Below are 16758 nucleotides of genomic sequence, written 5' to 3'. Positions count from 1 at the left end.
AGGGACGCGTGGGACGGTCTACGCGCAGCGGAGGCGCCGATGCCCAGTAGCCGTACCGGCCGGCCACCCGTGCAGCGGGCGTCCCGGCGGCCGCCCGTGTCCCGTCCCGCGCGCGAGAACCCCGTACAGCGCTTCTACGGGCGCGCGAAGCGGGCCTGGGACCGGCCGCTGACCGCCTACTACCTGATCCTCGGCGGCAGCGTGCTGATCACCGTGCTGGGCCTGGTGATGGTCTACTCGGCCTCCCAGATCACCGCGCTGCAGCTGTCGCTGCCCGGGTCCTACTTCTTCCGCAAGCAGGCGCTCGCCGCGCTCATCGGCGGCGCGCTGCTGCTCGCCGCCTCCCGGATGCCGGTGAAGCTGCACCGGGCACTGGCCTACCCGATCCTCGCCGGCGCCGTGTTCCTGATGGTCCTGGTGCAGGTGCCCGGGATAGGGATGGCGGTCAACGGGAACCAGAACTGGATCTCCCTCGGCGGCTCCTTCCAGATCCAGCCCAGCGAGTTCGGCAAGCTCGCCCTCGTGCTGTGGGGCGCGGACCTGATCGCCCGCAAGCAGGACAAGAAGCTGCTGACCCAGTGGAAGCACATGCTGGTGCCCCTGGTGCCGGTCGCCTTCATGCTGCTCGGGCTGATCATGCTCGGCGGCGACATGGGCACCGCGATCATTCTCACGGCGATCCTGTTCGGCCTGCTCTGGCTGGCGGGCGCGCCGACCCGGCTGTTCGCCGGCGTGCTGTCGATCGCCGGCCTGATCGGCGTGGTCCTGATCAAGACCAGCCCCAACCGGATGGCCCGTCTCGCCTGCATCGGCGCCACGGAACCCAAGGCGGGCGTCGCCGACTGCTGGCAGGCCGTGCACGGCATCTACGCCCTGGCCTCCGGCGGACTCTTCGGATCCGGCCTCGGCGCGAGTGTGGAAAAATGGGGCCAACTCCCCGAAGCCCACACCGACTTCATCTTCGCCGTCACCGGTGAGGAACTGGGCCTGGCGGGGACGCTGTCGGTGCTCGCCCTGTTCGCGGCTCTAGGCTATGCGGGTATCCGCGTGGCCGGACGCACGGAGGACCCCTTCGTGAGGTACGCCGCGGGAGGTGTGACCACCTGGATCACCGCCCAGGCGGTGATCAACATCGGTGCGGTGCTCGGCCTGCTGCCGATCGCCGGCGTCCCCCTCCCGCTGTTCTCCTACGGAGGGTCCGCCCTGCTGCCGACCATGTTCGCCATCGGGTTGCTGATCGCCTTCGCACGCGACGAGCCCGCTGCGCGGGCGGCGCTTGCGACGCGGCAACCTCGCTTTGGTAGAAAGCGGGCGGGAGGCTCCGGTGCCGAGCGGGGGCCTCGGAGATGGAACACGATGCGACGGCGCGCCACAACGGCGCGTTCGTCCGGAGAGCGGTGAATTTCGGTGCATGTCGTACTCGCCGGTGGGGGGACCGCCGGCCACATCGAGCCAGCGCTCGCCCTCGCGGACGCCCTGCGCAGGCAGGACCCGACCGTGGGAATCACGGCCCTGGGCACGGAGCGCGGTCTGGAGACGCGGCTCGTCCCCGAGCGCGGCTACGAGCTGGCGCTGATCCCGGCGGTGCCGCTGCCACGCAAGCCCACCCCTGAGCTGATCACGGTCCCGGGCCGGCTGCGCGGCACGATCAAGGCCGCCGAGCAGATCCTGGAGCGCACCAAGGCGGACGCGGTGGTCGGCTTCGGCGGCTACGTCGCCCTGCCCGCCTACCTGGCCGCCAAGCGGCTCGGTGTGCCCATCGTGATCCACGAGGCCAACGCCCGCCCGGGCCTGGCCAACAAGATCGGCTCGCGGTACGCGGCCCGGGTCGCCGTCTCCACCCCGGACAGCAAGCTGCGCGACGCCCGCTACATCGGCATCCCGCTGCGCCGCTCCATCGCCACCCTGGACCGCGCCGCCGCACGCCCGGAGGCACGCGCCCGCTTCGGCCTCGACCCGAACCTGCCGACGCTGCTAGTGTCCGGCGGCTCCCAGGGCGCCCGGCGGCTGAACGAGGTCGTCCAGCAGGTCGCCCCGTGGCTCCAGCAGGCCGGCATCCAGATCCTGCACGCGGTCGGCCCGAAGAACGAACTGCCGCAGGTGCACCAGATGCCAGGGATGCCCCCCTATCTCCCGGTAAGTTACCTGGACCGGATGGACCTCGCGTACGCCGCGGCCGACCTGATGCTCTGCCGTGCGGGCGCGATGACCGTCGCCGAACTCTCCGCCGTCGGGCTCCCGGCCGCCTACGTCCCGCTGCCCATCGGCAACGGCGAACAGCGGCTGAACGCCCAGCCGGTGGTCAAGGCGGGCGGCGGGCTCCTCGTCGACGACGCGGAGCTCACGCCCGAGTGGGTGCAGCAGAACGTCCTGCCCGTGCTCGGCGACCCGCACCGGCTCTACGAGATGTCCCGCGCGGCAAGCGAGTTCGGCCGCCGGGACGCCGACGAACTTCTCGTCGGCATGGTGTACGAGGCGATCGCCTCACGCCGTTAGGACCATATGACGAAAGGGCAGTGAGCGTGGCCGGACCGACGACCGCCGAGCGCGGTGACCGCCAGCAGGAGTCGTCCGGCCCGCCGCCCGCCCGGGGGCTCAGAAGGCGGCGCCTGCGCGCGCTCGCCGTCCTGGCCGTGCTCGTCATCCTCCTGGGCGCCGGTGGCACTTGGGCGCTGTACGGCTCCCACTGGCTGCGTGTGGGGCACGTCTCGGTGTCCGGCACGCGGGTGCTGACCCCGGCGGAGGTGCGCGAGGCGGCCGCCGTTCCGCTGGGCGCCCCGATGATTTCTGTCGGCACGGACACGATCGAAGCCCGACTTCGCCGGAAATTGCCCCGAATTGACGCCGTCGACGTGGTGCGTGCCTGGCCGCACGGAATCGGCCTGAAAGTGGTGGAGCGCACGCCGGTGCTGCTTGTCCGAAAAGGCGGCGATTTCGTCGAAGTCGACGACGACGGTGTCCGGTTCGCCACGGTTCCGGACGCGCCGAGGGGCGTTCCGATGCTGGAACTGTCCGTCTCCCGCACCGGTCCGGGCGCCGCGAGCTTCCGGCGCTTCGGGACCGACCGGCTCGTGGTCGAGGCGGTCCGGGTCGCCGGTGACCTGCCGGCCGCGGTCGCGCGGGGCACCCGTGCCGTCCAAGTCCGCTCCTACGACGCCATCTCGCTGGCCCTGGCCGACGGGCGCACGGTCGCGTGGGGAAGCGGCGAGAACGGCCGCGCCAAGGCACGAGCCCTCACAGCACTCATGAAAGCAGCTCCCGGCGCGCGGCACTTCGACGTGAGTGTCCCCACCGCCCCTGCGTCATCGGCGAGTTGACGCACATCAGCGCAGGCCAGCACCCTGGTTGGGCACGGCTACGGCTGATCACATAGGGTGAAAAGAAAAACGGGAGGTTCGGCGTGTTCGTTGAACGGGCGCCACTTGTCGACTTAGTGTCCTGTTCAGAGACTTCAAGGAACAGACACACTGGTAACCCTAAACTTCAGGGTTAGGGTTCGGGTCGGCGCTACGGACCGTCCCATTCGGCATCTGTCGTACCGACGCGGGGAACCCCGCACGGCGACGACAACGTAATTCGAGGCGAGAGGCCTTCGACGTGGCAGCACCGCAGAACTACCTCGCAGTCATCAAGGTCATCGGTGTCGGCGGCGGTGGTGTCAATGCCATCAACCGGATGATCGAGGTCGGTCTCAAGGGCGTCGAGTTCATCGCCATCAACACCGACGCACAGGCGCTGTTGATGAGCGACGCCGACGTCAAGCTCGACGTCGGCCGTGAACTCACCCGCGGACTCGGCGCCGGAGCCAACCCGGCCGTCGGCCGCAAGGCCGCCGAGGACCACCGCGAGGAGATCGAGGAGGTCCTCAAGGGGGCCGACATGGTCTTCGTGACGGCCGGTGAGGGCGGCGGCACCGGCACCGGCGGCGCGCCGGTAGTGGCCAACATCGCGCGCTCCCTCGGCGCCCTCACCATCGGTGTGGTGACGCGCCCGTTCACCTTCGAGGGACGGCGCCGCGCGAACCAGGCCGAGGACGGCATCGCAGAACTGCGCGAAGAGGTCGACACCCTCATCGTCATCCCCAACGACCGGCTGCTGTCCATCTCGGACCGCCAGGTCTCGGTCCTGGACGCCTTCAAGTCCGCGGACCAGGTCCTGCTCTCCGGTGTCCAGGGCATCACCGACCTCATCACCACCCCCGGTCTCATCAACCTCGACTTCGCCGACGTCAAGTCGGTCATGTCCGAGGCCGGTTCCGCCCTCATGGGCATCGGCTCGGCCCGCGGCGACGACCGCGCGGTGGCCGCGGCCGAGATGGCGATCTCCTCGCCGCTGCTGGAGGCGTCCATCGACGGCGCCCGCGGTGTGCTGCTCTCCATCTCCGGCGGCTCCGACCTCGGCCTCTTCGAGATCAACGAGGCCGCCCAGCTGGTCAGCGAGGCCGCCCACCCCGAGGCCAACATCATCTTCGGCGCGGTCATCGACGACGCCCTCGGCGACGAGGTCCGGGTCACCGTGATCGCGGCCGGCTTCGACGGCGGCCAGCCGCCGGCCCGCCGGGACAACGTGCTCGGTTCGGCCTCCGCCTCCTCTTCGTCCGCGCCCCGCCGCGACGAGCCCGCCCCGGCGCGGCCGGCCGAGCCCAGCCGCCCGTCCTTCGGCTCGCTCGGCAGCGTGAAGCCGAAGGAGGAGCCGGAGCAGGCGCCCGAGCCGGTGGCCGAGATCCCGGTCGTCCCGCCGGTCACCCCGGCCCCCCGCACTTACTCGGACAGCGGGGCCGAGGAGCTGGACGTGCCGGACTTCCTCAAGTGATAGGACAGCGCGAGAGCGTGAGCGGCGCGCACTTCGCCTTCACCGACCGGTGGGGCGGGGTGAGCGCCGCTCCGTATGAGGAGCTCAACCTCGGCGGCGCGGTCGGCGACACGCCCGAGGCGGTGCGGGGCAACCGGGAGCTGGCGGCGAAGTCGCTGGGCCTGGACGCCGGCCGGGTCGTCTGGATGAACCAGGTGCACGGCGCCGACGTGGCCGTGGTCGACGAGCCCTGGGGCGAGCGGCCCGTGCCGGAGGTGGACGCCATCGTCACCGTCCGTCGCGGACTGGCACTCGCCGTCCTCACCGCCGACTGCGTGCCGGTGCTGCTGGCCGACCCCGTCGCCGGGGTGGTCGCCGCCGTCCACGCCGGCCGGCCCGGCATGACCAAGGGGGTCGTCCCCGCCGCCGTACGGGCCATGACCGCGCTCGGTGCCGAACCGGAGCGCATCGTCGCCCGCACCGGACCGGCCGTGTGCGGCCGGTGCTACGAGGTGCCGGAGCAGATGCGCGCGGAGGTGGCCGCCGTCGAGCCGGCGGCGCACGCTGTAACCGGCTGGGGCACGCCGGCGGTCGACGTGAGCGCCGGGGTGCACGCGCAGCTCGACCGGCTCGGGGTGTGCGACCGGGCGCAGTCGCCGGTGTGCACGCTGGAGTCGGACGACCACTTCTCGTACCGCCGTGACCGCACGACCGGGCGGCTCGCGGGCTATGTGTGGCTGGACTGATGGGGCATGACGGACCGTAGAACCGAACTCGCCGCGAATCTGGCGAAGGTGGAGGAACGCATCACCGCCGCGTGCGTGGCGGCCGGGCGTAAGCGGGAGGAGGTGACCCTGATCGTGGTCACCAAGACCTACCCGGCGAGCGACGTGCGGATCCTGTCGGAGCTCGGCGTGCGCCACGTCGCCGAGAACCGCGACCAGGACGCGGCACCGAAGGCGCAGGCCTGTGCCGATCTGCCCCTCTCGTGGCACTTCGTCGGGCAGCTCCAGACCAACAAGGTCCGTTCCGTGGTCGGTTACGCCGACGTCGTGCAGTCCGTCGACCGCTCCCGGCTGGTCACGGCGCTGTCGAAGGAGGCGGTGCGGGCGGGGCGCGAGGTGGGCTGCCTGATCCAGGTCGCGCTCGACGCGGACGCGAGCGGCCGCGGCGAGCGCGGCGGGGTCGGCCCGGACGGAATCGAAGAGTTGGCCGACCTGGTGGCGGCGGCCGACGGCCTGCGGCTCGACGGACTGATGACCGTCGCTCCGCTCGCCGGGGAGTACGCGGGGCGCGAACAGGCGGCGTTCGGGCGGCTCATGGATTTGTCGACTGACCTGCGCCGAGCCCATCCGGCTGCAACCATGGTGTCCGCAGGGATGAGTGCGGACCTCGAACAGGCCGTGGCGGCCGGAGCGACACATGTGCGCGTCGGCACTGCGGTACTCGGAGTCCGACCCAGGCTCGGGTAACGTCGCCAAGAAGTCGGACCACAGCAGAAAATATGGTCAATGCCCAGGATAACGGGCACAACGACCTCGTGGATCGCAGGCACTTGGCAGTCGTCAGCCGATCCACCACAGAGCGGAGGACTCAGAGCATGGCCGGCGCGATGCGCAAGATGGCGGTCTACCTCGGCCTCGTGGAGGACGATGGGTACGACGGCCGCGGATTCGACCCCGACGACGACTTCGAGCCCGAACTGGACCCGGAGCCGGAGCGGGACCACCGACGGCATGAGCCGTCCCACCAGGCGCACGGTGCACATCAGTCCCAAAGGGACGAAGGGGTGCGAATCGTGCAACCGCCTGCGCAACGCGAGCCGCTGGCCCGAGCGACCTCGCTCGCCGCGGAATCCGGACGTCCGGCGCGCATCGCGCCCGTGGCATCCATCACACAAGAACGCCAGTCCCTGGAGAAGAACGCACCGGTGATCATGCCCAAGGTCGTGTCGGAACGAGAGCCGTACCGGATCACCACGCTTCACCCCCGGACGTACAACGAGGCCCGTACCATCGGGGAACACTTCCGTGAGGGCACCCCGGTGATCATGAATCTGACTGAGATGGATGACACAGACGCAAAGCGACTTGTCGACTTTGCGGCCGGTTTGGTGTTTGGTCTTCACGGCAGCATCGAGCGGGTGACGCAGAAGGTGTTCCTGTTGTCTCCTGCTAACGTCGATGTCACGGCGGAGGACAAGGCCCGCATCGCAGAGGGCGGGTTCTTCAACCAGAGCTGAGAAGCACCACCGGACCAAGTGCGGAAGAGCACGGAGCAGGGGAGAGGGAAACGCAGGCCATGAGCGTGTTCGCGCAGGTGATCTACATCGCGCTGATGGTGTTCCTCGTCGTGCTCATCTTCCGGCTGGTCATGGATTACGTGTTCCAGTTCGCCCGCTCGTGGCAACCCGGCAAGGCGATGGTGGTCGTACTGGAGGCCACCTACACTGTCACCGATCCACCGCTGAAGCTTCTGCGGCGGTTCATCCCGCCGCTGCGTCTCGGGGGCGTGGCGCTCGACCTGTCCTTCTTCGTACTGATGATCATCGTCTATATTCTCATCTCCCTCACGGGCTTGGCGAGATGAATGTGGACGATACGGTCTTGCCGACTGCCGATGACTACGTTGAGGTGAAGAGATGCCGTTGACCCCCGAGGACGTGCGGAACAAGCAGTTCACGACCGTCCGCCTCCGAGAAGGCTATGACGAGGACGAGGTCGATGCCTTCCTCGACGAGGTCGAAGCCGAACTGACCCGTCTGCTCCGCGAGAACGAGGACCTGCGCGCCAAGCTGGCCGCGGCCACGCGCGCTGCTGCCCAGAACCAGCAGAACATGCGCAAGCCTCCGGAGCAGGACCAGCAGCATCCTCAGCAGCAGGGCATGCGAGGTCCCGGCGCGCCGGTGCCCGCCGGCATATCGGGCCCGCCGCAGCAGCAGATGGGTGGCCCCATGGGTGGCCCGCCCCAGCTGCCGAGCGGTGCCCCGCAGCTGCCTGCCGGCCCCAGCGGCCAGGGCGGCCCGCAGGGTCCCGGCCCGATGGGCCAGGGCCCGATGGGTCAGGGTCCGATGGGCCAGGGTCCGATGGGTCAGGGTCCGATGGGTCAGGGCCCCATGGGCGGCCAGCCGCCCATGCAGCAGCAGATGGGCGGTCCGATGGGCGGCCCCATGGGCGGTCCGATGGGCGGCCCCGGTCAGGGCCCCGGTGGCGACAGCGCCGCCCGTGTTCTCTCGCTGGCCCAGCAGACCGCCGACCAGGCGATCGCCGAGGCCCGCTCCGAGGCCAACAAGATCGTCGGCGAGGCCCGCAGCCGCGCCGAGGGTCTGGAGCGTGACGCCCGTGCCAAGGCCGACGCCCTGGAGCGGGACGCGCAGGAGAAGCACCGCGTCGCCATGGGCTCCCTGGAGTCCGCCCGCGCCACGCTGGAGCGCAAGGTCGAGGACCTGCGCGGCTTCGAGCGCGAGTACCGCACGCGCCTGAAGTCGTACCTCGAGTCCCAGTTGCGTCAGCTGGAGACCCAGGCCGACGACTCCCTGGCCCCGCCGCGTACTCCGGCGACCGCGTCGCTGCCGCCGTCCCCGGCGCCCTCCATGGCTCCGGCCGGCGCGAGCGCCCCGTCCTACGGCGGCAACCAGTCGATGGGCGGCTCGCCCGCTCCGTCCGCCCCGTCCTACGGCGGCAACCAGCAGATGACCCCGGCCATGACCCAGCCCATGGCCCCGGTCCGTCCGCAGGGTCCGTCCCCGATGGGCCAGGCTCCCTCGCCGATGCGCGGGTTCCTGATCGACGAGGACGACAACTGAGCACCGGGCACGGTGTGTAGTACGCCATAGGCGTCGGCAGAGTTCAGGGCGGGACCCCGGATCGCAGGATCCGGGGTCCCGCCCTTTTTACGCGTGTTGAGACCGGCTCCTGGAGAAGCGCCCGGACACGGGGAAGGGCCCGGACACAGGAAGGGCCCGGCCTCCTGACGGAGACCGGGCCCTTCCGGAGTCGGGCGGCTACGCCTTGCGCAGCCGGAAGGCCAGGCTCAGCCCCTCGTCCGTGAAGGCGGATCCGTACGTGTCCTCGGCGTCGCCCTGCGCGAAGTCGGTGGCCAGCACCTCCTCGGCGATCAACTCGCTGTGCTCGGACAGCGCGGCGATCACCGCGGGGTCGGTCGAGGTCCAGCGCAGCGCGATCCGGTCGGCCACGTCGAGGCCGCTGTTCTTGCGGGCCTCCTGGATCAGCCGGATCGCGTCACGGGCCAGGCCGGCCTGCCGCAGCTCCTCGGTGATCTCCAGGTCCAGGGCGACCGTCGCCCCGGAGTCGGAGGCCACCGACCAGCCCTCGCGCGGGGTCTCGGTGATGATCACCTCGTCGGGGGCGAGAGCGACCGTCTCGCCGTCGACCTCCACGGACGCCGTGCCCTCGCGCAGCGCGAGGGACAGCCCGGCCGCGTCGGCGCCGGCGATCGCCTTGGCCACGTCCTGCACCCGCTTGCCGAACCGCTTGCCGAGCGCCCGGAAGTTGGCCTTGGCGGTGGTGTCCACCAGGGAACCGCCGACCTCGGACAGCGACGCCAGCGCGGAGACGTTCAGCTCCTCGGTGATCTGCGTGTGCAGCTCGCGGTCCAGGGAGTCGAAGCCGCTCGCCGCGATCAGCGCGCGGGACAGCGGCTGACGGGTCTTGACGCCCGACTCCGCGCGCGTGGCGCGGCCCAGCTCCACCAGCCGGCGCACGAGCACCATCTGCCGGGAAAGTTCCGGGTCGATGGCGGAGAGGTCCGCCTCCGGCCAGGGGGCCAGGTGCACGGACTCCGGCGAGCCCGGGCTGACCGGGACGATCAGGTCCTGCCACACCCGCTCGGTGATGAACGGGGTGATCGGCGCCATCAGCTTGGTGACCGTCTCCAGCACCTCGTGCAGCGTGCGCAGCGCGGCCTTGTCGCCCTGCCAGAAGCGGCGGCGCGAACGGCGGACGTACCAGTTGGACAGGTCGTCCACGAACGCCGAGAGCAGCTTGCCGGCGCGCTGGGTGTCGTACGCCTCCAGCGCCTGGGTCACCTGGTCGGTGAGCGCGTGCAGCTCGGACAGCAGCCAGCGGTCGATCAGCGGGCGCTCGGCCGGGGCCGGATCCGCGGCGCTGGGCGCCCAGTTCGACGTACGGGCGTACAGGGCCTGGAAGGCGACCGTGTTCCAGTACGTGAGGAGCGTCTTGCGGACGACCTCCTGGATGGTGCCGTGGCCGACCCGGCGGGCCGCCCACGGGGAGCCGCCGGCCGCCATGAACCAGCGGACCGCGTCCGCGCCGTGCTGGTCCATGAGCGGGATCGGCTGCAGGATGTTGCCCAGGTGCTTGGACATCTTGCGGCCGTCCTCGGCGAGGATGTGGCCGAGGCAGACGACGTTCTCGTACGACGACTTGTCGAAGACCAGGGTGCCGACGGCCATCAGCGTGTAGAACCAGCCGCGGGTCTGGTCGATCGCCTCGGAGATGAACTGGGCCGGGTACCGGCTCTCGAACAGCTCCTTGTTCTTGTACGGGTAGCCCCACTGCGCGAACGGCATCGAACCCGAGTCGTACCAGGCGTCGATGACCTCCGGCACGCGCGTGGCGGGCTTCGCGCACTGCGGGCAGGCGAAGGTGACGTCGTCGATGAACGGGCGGTGCGGGTCGAGGGCCGACTGGTCCGTGCCGGTCAGCTCGGTCAGCTCCGCGCGGGAGCCGACGCAGGTGAGGTGGTCGTCCTCGCAGCGCCAGATCGGCAGCGGGGTGCCCCAGTAGCGGTTGCGGGACAGCGCCCAGTCGATGTTGTTGTTCAGCCAGTCGCCGAAGCGGCCGTGCTTGACCGTGTCCGGGAACCAGTTCGTGCCCTCGTTCTCCTGGATGAGGCGGTCCTTGATCGCCGTCGTGCGGATGTACCAGGAGGGCTGCGCGTAGTAGAGCAGCGCGGTGTGGCAGCGCCAGCAGTGCGGGTAGCTGTGTTCGTACGGCAGGTGCTTGAAGAGGAGGCCGCGCTGCTGAAGGTCCTCGGTGAGCCGTTCGTCCGCCTTCTTGAAGAAGACGCCGCCGACCAGCGGGACGTCCTCCTCGAAGGTGCCGTCGGGGCGGACCGGGTTGACCACGGGCAGGCCGTAGGCGCGGCAGACCTTGAGGTCGTCCTCACCGAAGGCGGGGGACTGGTGGACCAGACCCGTACCGTCCTCGGTCGTCACGTACTCGGCGTTCACCACGTAGTGCGCCGGCTCCGGGAACTCCACGAGCTCGAACGGGCGCCGGTAGGTCCAGCGCTCCATCTCGGCGCCGGTGAAGGACTGGCCGGTCGGCTCCCAGCCCTCGCCGAGCGCCTTGGCGACCAGCGGCTCGGCGACGACGATCCTCTCCTGGCCGTCGGTGGCGACGACGTAGGTGACCTCGGGGTGCGCGGCGACCGCCGTGTTGGACACCAGGGTCCAGGGGGTCGTCGTCCACACCAGCAGCGAGGCCTCGCCGGCGAGGGGGCCGGAGGTGAGCGGGAAGCGGACGTACACGGACGGGTCGACGACCGTCTCGTAGCCCTGGGCCAGCTCGTGGTCGGACAGGCCGGTGCCGCAGCGGGGGCACCAGGGGGCGACGCGGTGGTCCTGGACCAGCAGCCCCTTGTTGAAGATCTCCTTCAGCGACCACCACACCGATTCCACGTACTCGGGGTCCATGGTGCGGTAGGCGTCGTCCAGGTCGACCCAGTAGCCCATGCGGGTCGTCAGCTCGGCGAAGGCGTCGGTGTGCCGGGTCACGGACTCGCGGCACTTGGCGTTGAACTCGGCGATGCCGTACGCCTCGATGTCCTGCTTGCCGGAGAAGCCCAGCTCCTTCTCGACGGCCAGCTCGACGGGCAGGCCGTGGCAGTCCCAGCCGGCCTTGCGGGCCACGTGGTAGCCGCGCATGGTGCGGAAGCGGGGGAAGACGTCCTTGAAGACGCGCGCCTCGATGTGGTGGGCGCCCGGCATGCCGTTGGCGGTGGGCGGCCCCTCGTAGAACACCCATTCCGGGCGGCCCTCGGACTGCTCCAGGCTCTTGCTGAAGATCTTCTGGTCGCGCCAGAAGTCGAGCACCGCGTGCTCAAGCGCGGGCAGGTCGACCTGGGCGGGCACCTGGCGGTACGTCGGCGCTGTCATCTGCGAGCATCCTCCAACGGACTTGCTGCCTTCCGTCGGAGGGACGAGAGCCTTCGTTCCTGTCTACGCCGTGTGCGGCGCGCTCCCGCGGTACCACCCTCCTTGGCCCTCCGCCGCGCCGTACACGGCGGTGAGCCCCCTCATTGGGGTCGCGAAGCCGGTTCTACTCGCCTCGGCCCGTGGGCTGCGGCTTTCCTCCGGCGGCTCCGGGGTGATCTTCACGTCGCGCTGACCCCCGGGCTCACACCGTCCCCGGGTCGCTCTCGGCCGCTCACGCCGCTACTCGTCCCCATCCACGCTTTTCGCTCCGCCCAGTGTACGGCGCCGCGCGGACCGTGGCCGACCGGATTTCCGGGTGCCGGGGGCACCGGCCGCGGGACCGGCCGGGATGACCCGAATGGCGAGGGAGCGGCCGTGCTCCTGCCGCGCGGGTACGGCTCGGCGGATTACCCGGCGGGGAGCTGGGCACAACGGATGCAGGCCCGCTGCGCGGGGGGTGCGGGCGGGCGAATCGGGCGGTGTGCCCCGTTGCCGCGGGACTCAAGTCGATTTATCGTCCCAGCACGATTCGCGTGCGAGATCACATCATGTGAAGGGGCCGCGGCCATGGTGGCGAAAAAGACCGCCGTACAGCAGCCGGCGACCAGCCGGCCCAGGGGCGCGGCCGCCTCCGGCGCCGAGAAGCAGGGCACGCGCGCGGGGGCGCCGACGACTGCGCCGAAGGAGACGGCCGCGACCGCGAAGAAGAGGGCCGTGCGGGGGTCGGCCGAGACGACGGTCACCGCGGGGAAGAAACGGGCCGCCACCGGAAAGGCCCCGGCGAGGACGACGCCCTCCGGGGAGAGTGCGCGCACCGCCGAGGAAGGCGCGGCCACGCGTGCGTCCGCGAAGAAGCCACGGGCCGGGAAGGCGGCCGCGGAGAAGCGGCGGGTCGACGAGGCGCCCGCAGCGAAGCCACGGGCCGGGAAGGCCAGGGCCCACGAGCCGCCGACCGGCAAGGCCCCCGCGGAGAAGACGACGGCCCACGAGCCGCCACGGGCGGCCAAGGCCCCGGCTCACCGGCCGCCTGCCGAGAAGGGGTCGGCCGGGGAGCCGGCGACTCGAAAGGCTCCGGCAGGCAAGGTCTCGGGACACGAACCGGTGGCTGAGAGGGCGCAGACCGACGTGTCACCGACGGAGAAGGCGGCGGGCGGCAAGGCAGGCGCCGCGAAGCGGCCGGGCGGAAGGGCGACCGCCGCGGAGCCACGGTCCGCGAAGGCGCGGGTCCACGCGCCCGCGGCCGAGGAGACGCCCGCCGTGACGGCATCGGCCCACGAGCCGCAGGCCGAGCAGCCGCAGGCCGTGGAGGCGCTGGACCGCAGGGCGCCGTCCGAGAAGTCGCGGGCCGGGAAGACGGCGGCTCACCGGGCGTCGGCCGGGACGGCGCGGGCCGACAAGGCGCGGGCCCACGCGCCCGCGGCCGAGGAGACGCCCGCCGCGACGGCATCGGCCCACGAGCCGCAGGCCGAGCAGCCGCAGGCCGTGGAGGCGCTGGACCGCAGGGCGCAGTCCGAGAAGTCGCGGGCCGGGAAGACGGCGGCTCACGGAGCGACGGCCGGGAAGGCGCGGGCCCACGCGCCCGCGGCCGAGGATCCGCAGGCCGTGGACGCGCCGGACCGTAAGTCGCCGTCCGAGAAGTCGCGGGCCGGGAAGACGGCGGCTCACCGGGCGACGGCCGGGAAGGCGCGGGCCCACGCGCCCGCGGCCGAGGAGGCACCCGCGGCGACGGCATCGGCCGACGAGCCGCAGGCCAAGGAGGCGCACGCCGTGGAGGCGCCGGACCGCAAGCCGCCGTCCGAGAGGTCGCGAGCCGGGAAGACGACCGCCCGGAAGACGGCCGCCGGGAAGGCGCCGGCCGGCGATGCGCAGGCGAAGGCGTCGGGCGGGAAGGGGGCGGGCAGGAAGGCTGTCGCCGGGAAGGTCGTGGCGGACGGGCCGGCGGAGGGAGGACCGGCGGCGAGGAAGGGTGCCGCCGGGAAGGCGGACGGTGCGGACGTCTCCACGAGGGCGGCCGCGAAGAGCACGGCCAAGGAAGCGGGCGCGGCGCGGGCCGCAAGGCAGACGGGAGCCACGACAGTGGTTGCGAAGAAGACTCCTGGCACGGCCACGACGGCGCAGTCCGCCGTTCCCAAGGCGCGGGTCGCCGCGGCGGAGCCCGGCGAGCTGGCGGTGCGCCCCGGCGAGGCCCCCTGGACCCCGGAAGAGGTCGGGGAGGCCCGGGCCGAGCTGCTGTCCGAGGTGGAACGGCTGCGGAACGAGATCAGCACCTCCGAGGCGTCCCTCGTCGGCCTGATGCGCGACTCCGGGGACGGCGCGGGCGACGACCAGGCCGACACCGGAACCAAGAACATCACGCGCGAGCACGAGATGGCGCTGGCCGCCAACGCGCGCGAGATGCTGACGCAGAACGAGCACGCCCTGGAGCGCCTGGACGCCGGCACCTACGGCCTGTGCGAGAACTGCGGCAACCCCATCGGAAAAGCGCGGATGCAGGCCTTCCCGCGAGCCACCCTCTGCGTGGAGTGCAAGCAGAAGCAGGAACGCCGCTCCTGAGCGTGAGGGCCCCTCGGCACGTGCCGTACTCTCGTCCTCAGTCAGGCACCTAGGTTGAGGGACTCACGTGGCAGAGGCGGAGCGCATCATCGGTACGCCGGACACCCCGGAAGGCAGCGGCGAGCGGACGGCTGCGGCCGGCGCGACCGGCGTGGGCGAGCAGCAGACCCAGGCGGAGCGGCGCACGGGCCGCGGGCGCCGTATCGCCGTGCTGTTCGCGGTGGCCGCGTTCGCCTACGCCGTCGACCTGGTCAGCAAGCTGCTCGTGGTGTCCAAGCTGGAGGGCCGCGCGCCGATCCGGCTCGTCGGGGACCTGCTGGAGCTGCACGCCATCCGCAACCCGGGCGCCGCCTTCGGCTTCGGCGCCGCCTTCACGATCATCTTCACGCTGATCGCCGCCGCCGTGATCGTGGTCATCATCCGCCTGGCCCGCAAGCTGTACAGCTTCCCCTGGGCGGTCGCCCTCGGCCTGCTGCTCGGCGGCGCGCTCGGCAACCTCACCGACCGGATCTTCCGGGCCCCGGGGATCTTCGAGGGCGAGGTGGTGGACTTCATCGCGCCCAAGGGCTTCGCGGTGTTCAACCTCGCCGACTCGGCGATCGTCTGCGGCGGCATCCTGATCGTGCTGCTGTCCTTCCGCGGCCTGGACCCGGACGGCACCGTCCACAAGGACTGAGCCGCCGCCACGAGGACCGCGCCGACGGCTGCCGCGAGGGAGTTGTCCACAGGCCCGTGCGGGAGCGTCCGGCCGGTCCGGCATACTCGACGGGTGAGCACAGTTCCCGAGGTCCGTACCCTGCCCGTGCCCGACGGCCTGGAGGGCGAGCGCGTCGACGCCGCCATCTCCCGCATGTTCGGCTTCTCCCGCACGAAGGCGGCGGAGCTGGCCGCGGCCGGCAAGGTCCAGGTCGACGGCGCGGTGGTCGGCAAGTCCGAGAGGGTGCACGGCGGGGCCTGGCTCGAGGTCGAGATGCCGCAGGCGCCCGCGCCGGTCCAGGTGGTGGCCGAGCCGGTCGAGGGCATGGAGATCGTCCACGACGACGACGACGTGGTCGTGATCGTCAAGCCCGTCGGCGTGGCCGCGCACCCCAGCCCCGGCTGGAGCGGACCGACCGTCATCGGCGGTCTCGCGGCCGCCGGATACCGGATCTCCACCTCCGGCGCCGCCGAGCGCCAGGGCATCGTGCACCGTCTCGACGTCGGCACCTCCGGACTGATGGTGGTCGCCAAGTCGGAGCGTGCCTACACCTCGCTCAAGCGCCAGTTCAAGGAGCGCACGGTCGACAAGCGCTACCACACCCTGGTCCAGGGCCACCCGGACCCGACGAGCGGCACGATCGACGCCCCGATCGGCCGCCACCCCAACCACGACTACAAGTGGGCGGTCACCGCCGAGGGCAAGCCCTCCGTGACCCACTACGACCTCATCGAGGCCTTCCGCGCCGCCTCCCTGCTCGACGTGAAGCTGGAGACCGGCCGCACCCACCAGATCCGGGTCCACATGTCCGCCCACCGCCACCCCTGCGTCGGCGACCTCACCTACGGCGCCGACCCGACCCTCGCCAAGCGGCTGGGGCTGACCCGCCAGTGGCTGCACGCCGTCCGGCTGGGCTTCGAGCACCCCGGGGACGGCCGGTGGGCGGAGTTCGAGAGCGCCTATCCCGAGGACCTGGAGAAGGCCCTGGCGCAGGTCCGCGAGGAGACGTGGGCATGAGCGGCCCGTACACCCTGCGGGTCGCCGAGGACCCGGCCGACCGCGAGGCCTGCTTCGCGGTCCGCAAGGAGGTCTTCGTCGTCGAGCAGGGCGTCGACGAGGACATCGAGTACGACACGTACGACGCCGTGGCCGTGCACGTCCTGGCGGTCCGCGCGGACGGTGTGCCGCTCGGCACCGGGCGGCTGCTGCACGGCCCGGCGGCGGCCGCGAAGACCGGCGGCGACCCGGCGGTGGGCTCCCTCGGGCGGCTGGCCGTCACCCAGGAGGCGCGCGGGCTCGGGGTCGGCGCCGCCCTGGTGCGGGCCATCGAGGACGCGGCCCGCGCGCGCGGCCTCGCCGCGGTGGACCTGCACGCCCAGACCCACGCCCTGGGCTTCTACGAGCGCCTAGGCTACGAGGCGTACGGCCCGGAGTTCCCCGACGCGGGCATCCCGCACCGGGCGATGCGCCGCGCTCTGTAGAGTCACGCTTTCCCGCCGGGCGGATGGCAGGCTTGAGGCCTGCGTGTGATCGTCGA

Annotated in this window: 14 protein-coding genes; 13 read left to right on the top strand and 1 reads right to left on the bottom strand. The window is 71.6% G+C overall.

All coding sequences use genetic code 11. The annotated features are described in order from the left end of the window. Positions 1-39: 39 nt before the first annotated feature. The 9 genes from ftsW to N8I86_RS11630 all read left to right on the top strand — a co-directional run bounded on the left by ftsW (position 40) and on the right by N8I86_RS11630 (position 8596). Entirely contained in the window at positions 40-1401 is a 1362-nt protein-coding gene (gene ftsW, locus N8I86_RS11670; protein WP_073892904.1) for a putative lipid II flippase FtsW, read from the top strand. Positions 1402-1407: 6 nt separating this feature from the next. Beyond that, positions 1408-2496, top strand: coding sequence for an undecaprenyldiphospho-muramoylpentapeptide beta-N-acetylglucosaminyltransferase (gene murG / locus N8I86_RS11665; RefSeq protein ID WP_073892902.1), 1089 nt, complete (start codon positions 1408-1410; stop codon positions 2494-2496). A gap of 26 nt (positions 2497-2522) precedes the next feature. Then, positions 2523-3317: a cell division protein FtsQ/DivIB gene (locus tag N8I86_RS11660; RefSeq protein ID WP_263277729.1), complete on the top strand. Its 795-nt coding sequence runs from the start codon at positions 2523-2525 to the stop codon at positions 3315-3317. Positions 3318-3597: 280 nt separating this feature from the next. Further along, positions 3598-4812, top strand: coding sequence for a cell division protein FtsZ (ftsZ, locus tag N8I86_RS11655; protein WP_073892900.1), 1215 nt, complete (start codon positions 3598-3600; stop codon positions 4810-4812). Then, positions 4809-5537, top strand: coding sequence for a peptidoglycan editing factor PgeF (gene pgeF / locus N8I86_RS11650; protein ID WP_263277728.1), 729 nt, complete (start codon positions 4809-4811; stop codon positions 5535-5537). The genes ftsZ and pgeF overlap by 4 nt, the downstream gene beginning before the upstream one ends. A 6-nt stretch (positions 5538-5543) precedes the next feature. Further along, positions 5544-6263: a YggS family pyridoxal phosphate-dependent enzyme gene (locus N8I86_RS11645; RefSeq protein WP_073892895.1), complete on the top strand. Its 720-nt coding sequence runs from the start codon at positions 5544-5546 to the stop codon at positions 6261-6263. A 128-nt stretch (positions 6264-6391) separates the two neighbouring features. Further along, the gene (locus tag N8I86_RS11640; protein WP_263277727.1) at positions 6392-7033 is read left to right on the top strand and encodes a cell division protein SepF; all 642 of its coding nucleotides are present in this window, start codon (positions 6392-6394) and stop codon (positions 7031-7033) included. A 59-nt stretch (positions 7034-7092) separates the two neighbouring features. Beyond that, positions 7093-7380 carry a YggT family protein gene (locus N8I86_RS11635; RefSeq protein WP_073892891.1) on the top strand — a complete coding sequence of 96 codons (288 nt, stop codon included), beginning with the start codon at positions 7093-7095 and terminating at the stop codon, positions 7378-7380. Positions 7381-7432: 52 nt separating this feature from the next. After that, the gene (locus N8I86_RS11630) at positions 7433-8596 is read left to right on the top strand and encodes a DivIVA domain-containing protein (RefSeq protein ID WP_073892889.1); all 1164 of its coding nucleotides are present in this window, start codon (positions 7433-7435) and stop codon (positions 8594-8596) included. Between the two features lie 198 nt (positions 8597-8794). Here the strand turns inward: N8I86_RS11630 and ileS are convergent, their stop codons facing one another. Further along, positions 8795-11932, bottom strand: coding sequence for an isoleucine--tRNA ligase (gene ileS / locus N8I86_RS11625; protein WP_263277726.1), 3138 nt, complete (start codon positions 11930-11932; stop codon positions 8795-8797). 606 nt (positions 11933-12538) lie between these two features. Here ileS and N8I86_RS11620 point away from each other — a divergent pair. The 4 genes from N8I86_RS11620 to N8I86_RS11605 all read left to right on the top strand — a co-directional run bounded on the left by N8I86_RS11620 (position 12539) and on the right by N8I86_RS11605 (position 16702). Further along, positions 12539-14524, top strand: coding sequence for a TraR/DksA family transcriptional regulator (locus N8I86_RS11620; protein WP_263277725.1), 1986 nt, complete (start codon positions 12539-12541; stop codon positions 14522-14524). 67 nt (positions 14525-14591) lie between these two features. Beyond that, positions 14592-15200: a signal peptidase II gene (gene lspA / locus N8I86_RS11615; RefSeq protein ID WP_263277724.1), complete on the top strand. Its 609-nt coding sequence runs from the start codon at positions 14592-14594 to the stop codon at positions 15198-15200. Between the two features lie 93 nt (positions 15201-15293). Further along, positions 15294-16238, top strand: coding sequence for an RluA family pseudouridine synthase (locus N8I86_RS11610; RefSeq protein WP_263277723.1), 945 nt, complete (start codon positions 15294-15296; stop codon positions 16236-16238). Then, positions 16235-16702 carry a GNAT family N-acetyltransferase gene (locus N8I86_RS11605; protein ID WP_123438185.1) on the top strand — a complete coding sequence of 156 codons (468 nt, stop codon included), beginning with the start codon at positions 16235-16237 and terminating at the stop codon, positions 16700-16702. The genes N8I86_RS11610 and N8I86_RS11605 overlap by 4 nt, the downstream gene beginning before the upstream one ends. The last annotated feature ends 56 nt before the right edge of the window (positions 16703-16758 follow it).

Origin of the sequence: Streptomyces albidicamelliae (assembly GCF_025642175.1) — a bacterium.
GTDB lineage: Bacteria > Actinomycetota > Actinomycetes > Streptomycetales > Streptomycetaceae > Streptomyces > Streptomyces albidocamelliae.
This window is presented reverse-complemented; position numbering and strand designations above follow the sequence as displayed.

Coding starts and splice junctions, on each gene's coding strand:
- N8I86_RS11605 (WP_123438185.1), top strand. CDS start 16,235: ATGAGCGGCCCGTACACCCTGCGGGTCGCCGAGGACCCGGCCGACCGC.
- N8I86_RS11635 (WP_073892891.1), top strand. CDS start 7,093: ATGAGCGTGTTCGCGCAGGTGATCTACATCGCGCTGATGGTGTTCCTC.
- N8I86_RS11630 (WP_073892889.1), top strand. CDS start 7,433: ATGCCGTTGACCCCCGAGGACGTGCGGAACAAGCAGTTCACGACCGTC.
- ileS (WP_263277726.1), bottom strand. CDS start 11,932: ATGACAGCGCCGACGTACCGCCAGGTGCCCGCCCAGGTCGACCTGCCC.
- N8I86_RS11645 (WP_073892895.1), top strand. CDS start 5,544: ATGACGGACCGTAGAACCGAACTCGCCGCGAATCTGGCGAAGGTGGAG.
- N8I86_RS11640 (WP_263277727.1), top strand. CDS start 6,392: ATGGCCGGCGCGATGCGCAAGATGGCGGTCTACCTCGGCCTCGTGGAG.
- ftsW (WP_073892904.1), top strand. CDS start 40: ATGCCCAGTAGCCGTACCGGCCGGCCACCCGTGCAGCGGGCGTCCCGG.
- N8I86_RS11620 (WP_263277725.1), top strand. CDS start 12,539: ATGGTGGCGAAAAAGACCGCCGTACAGCAGCCGGCGACCAGCCGGCCC.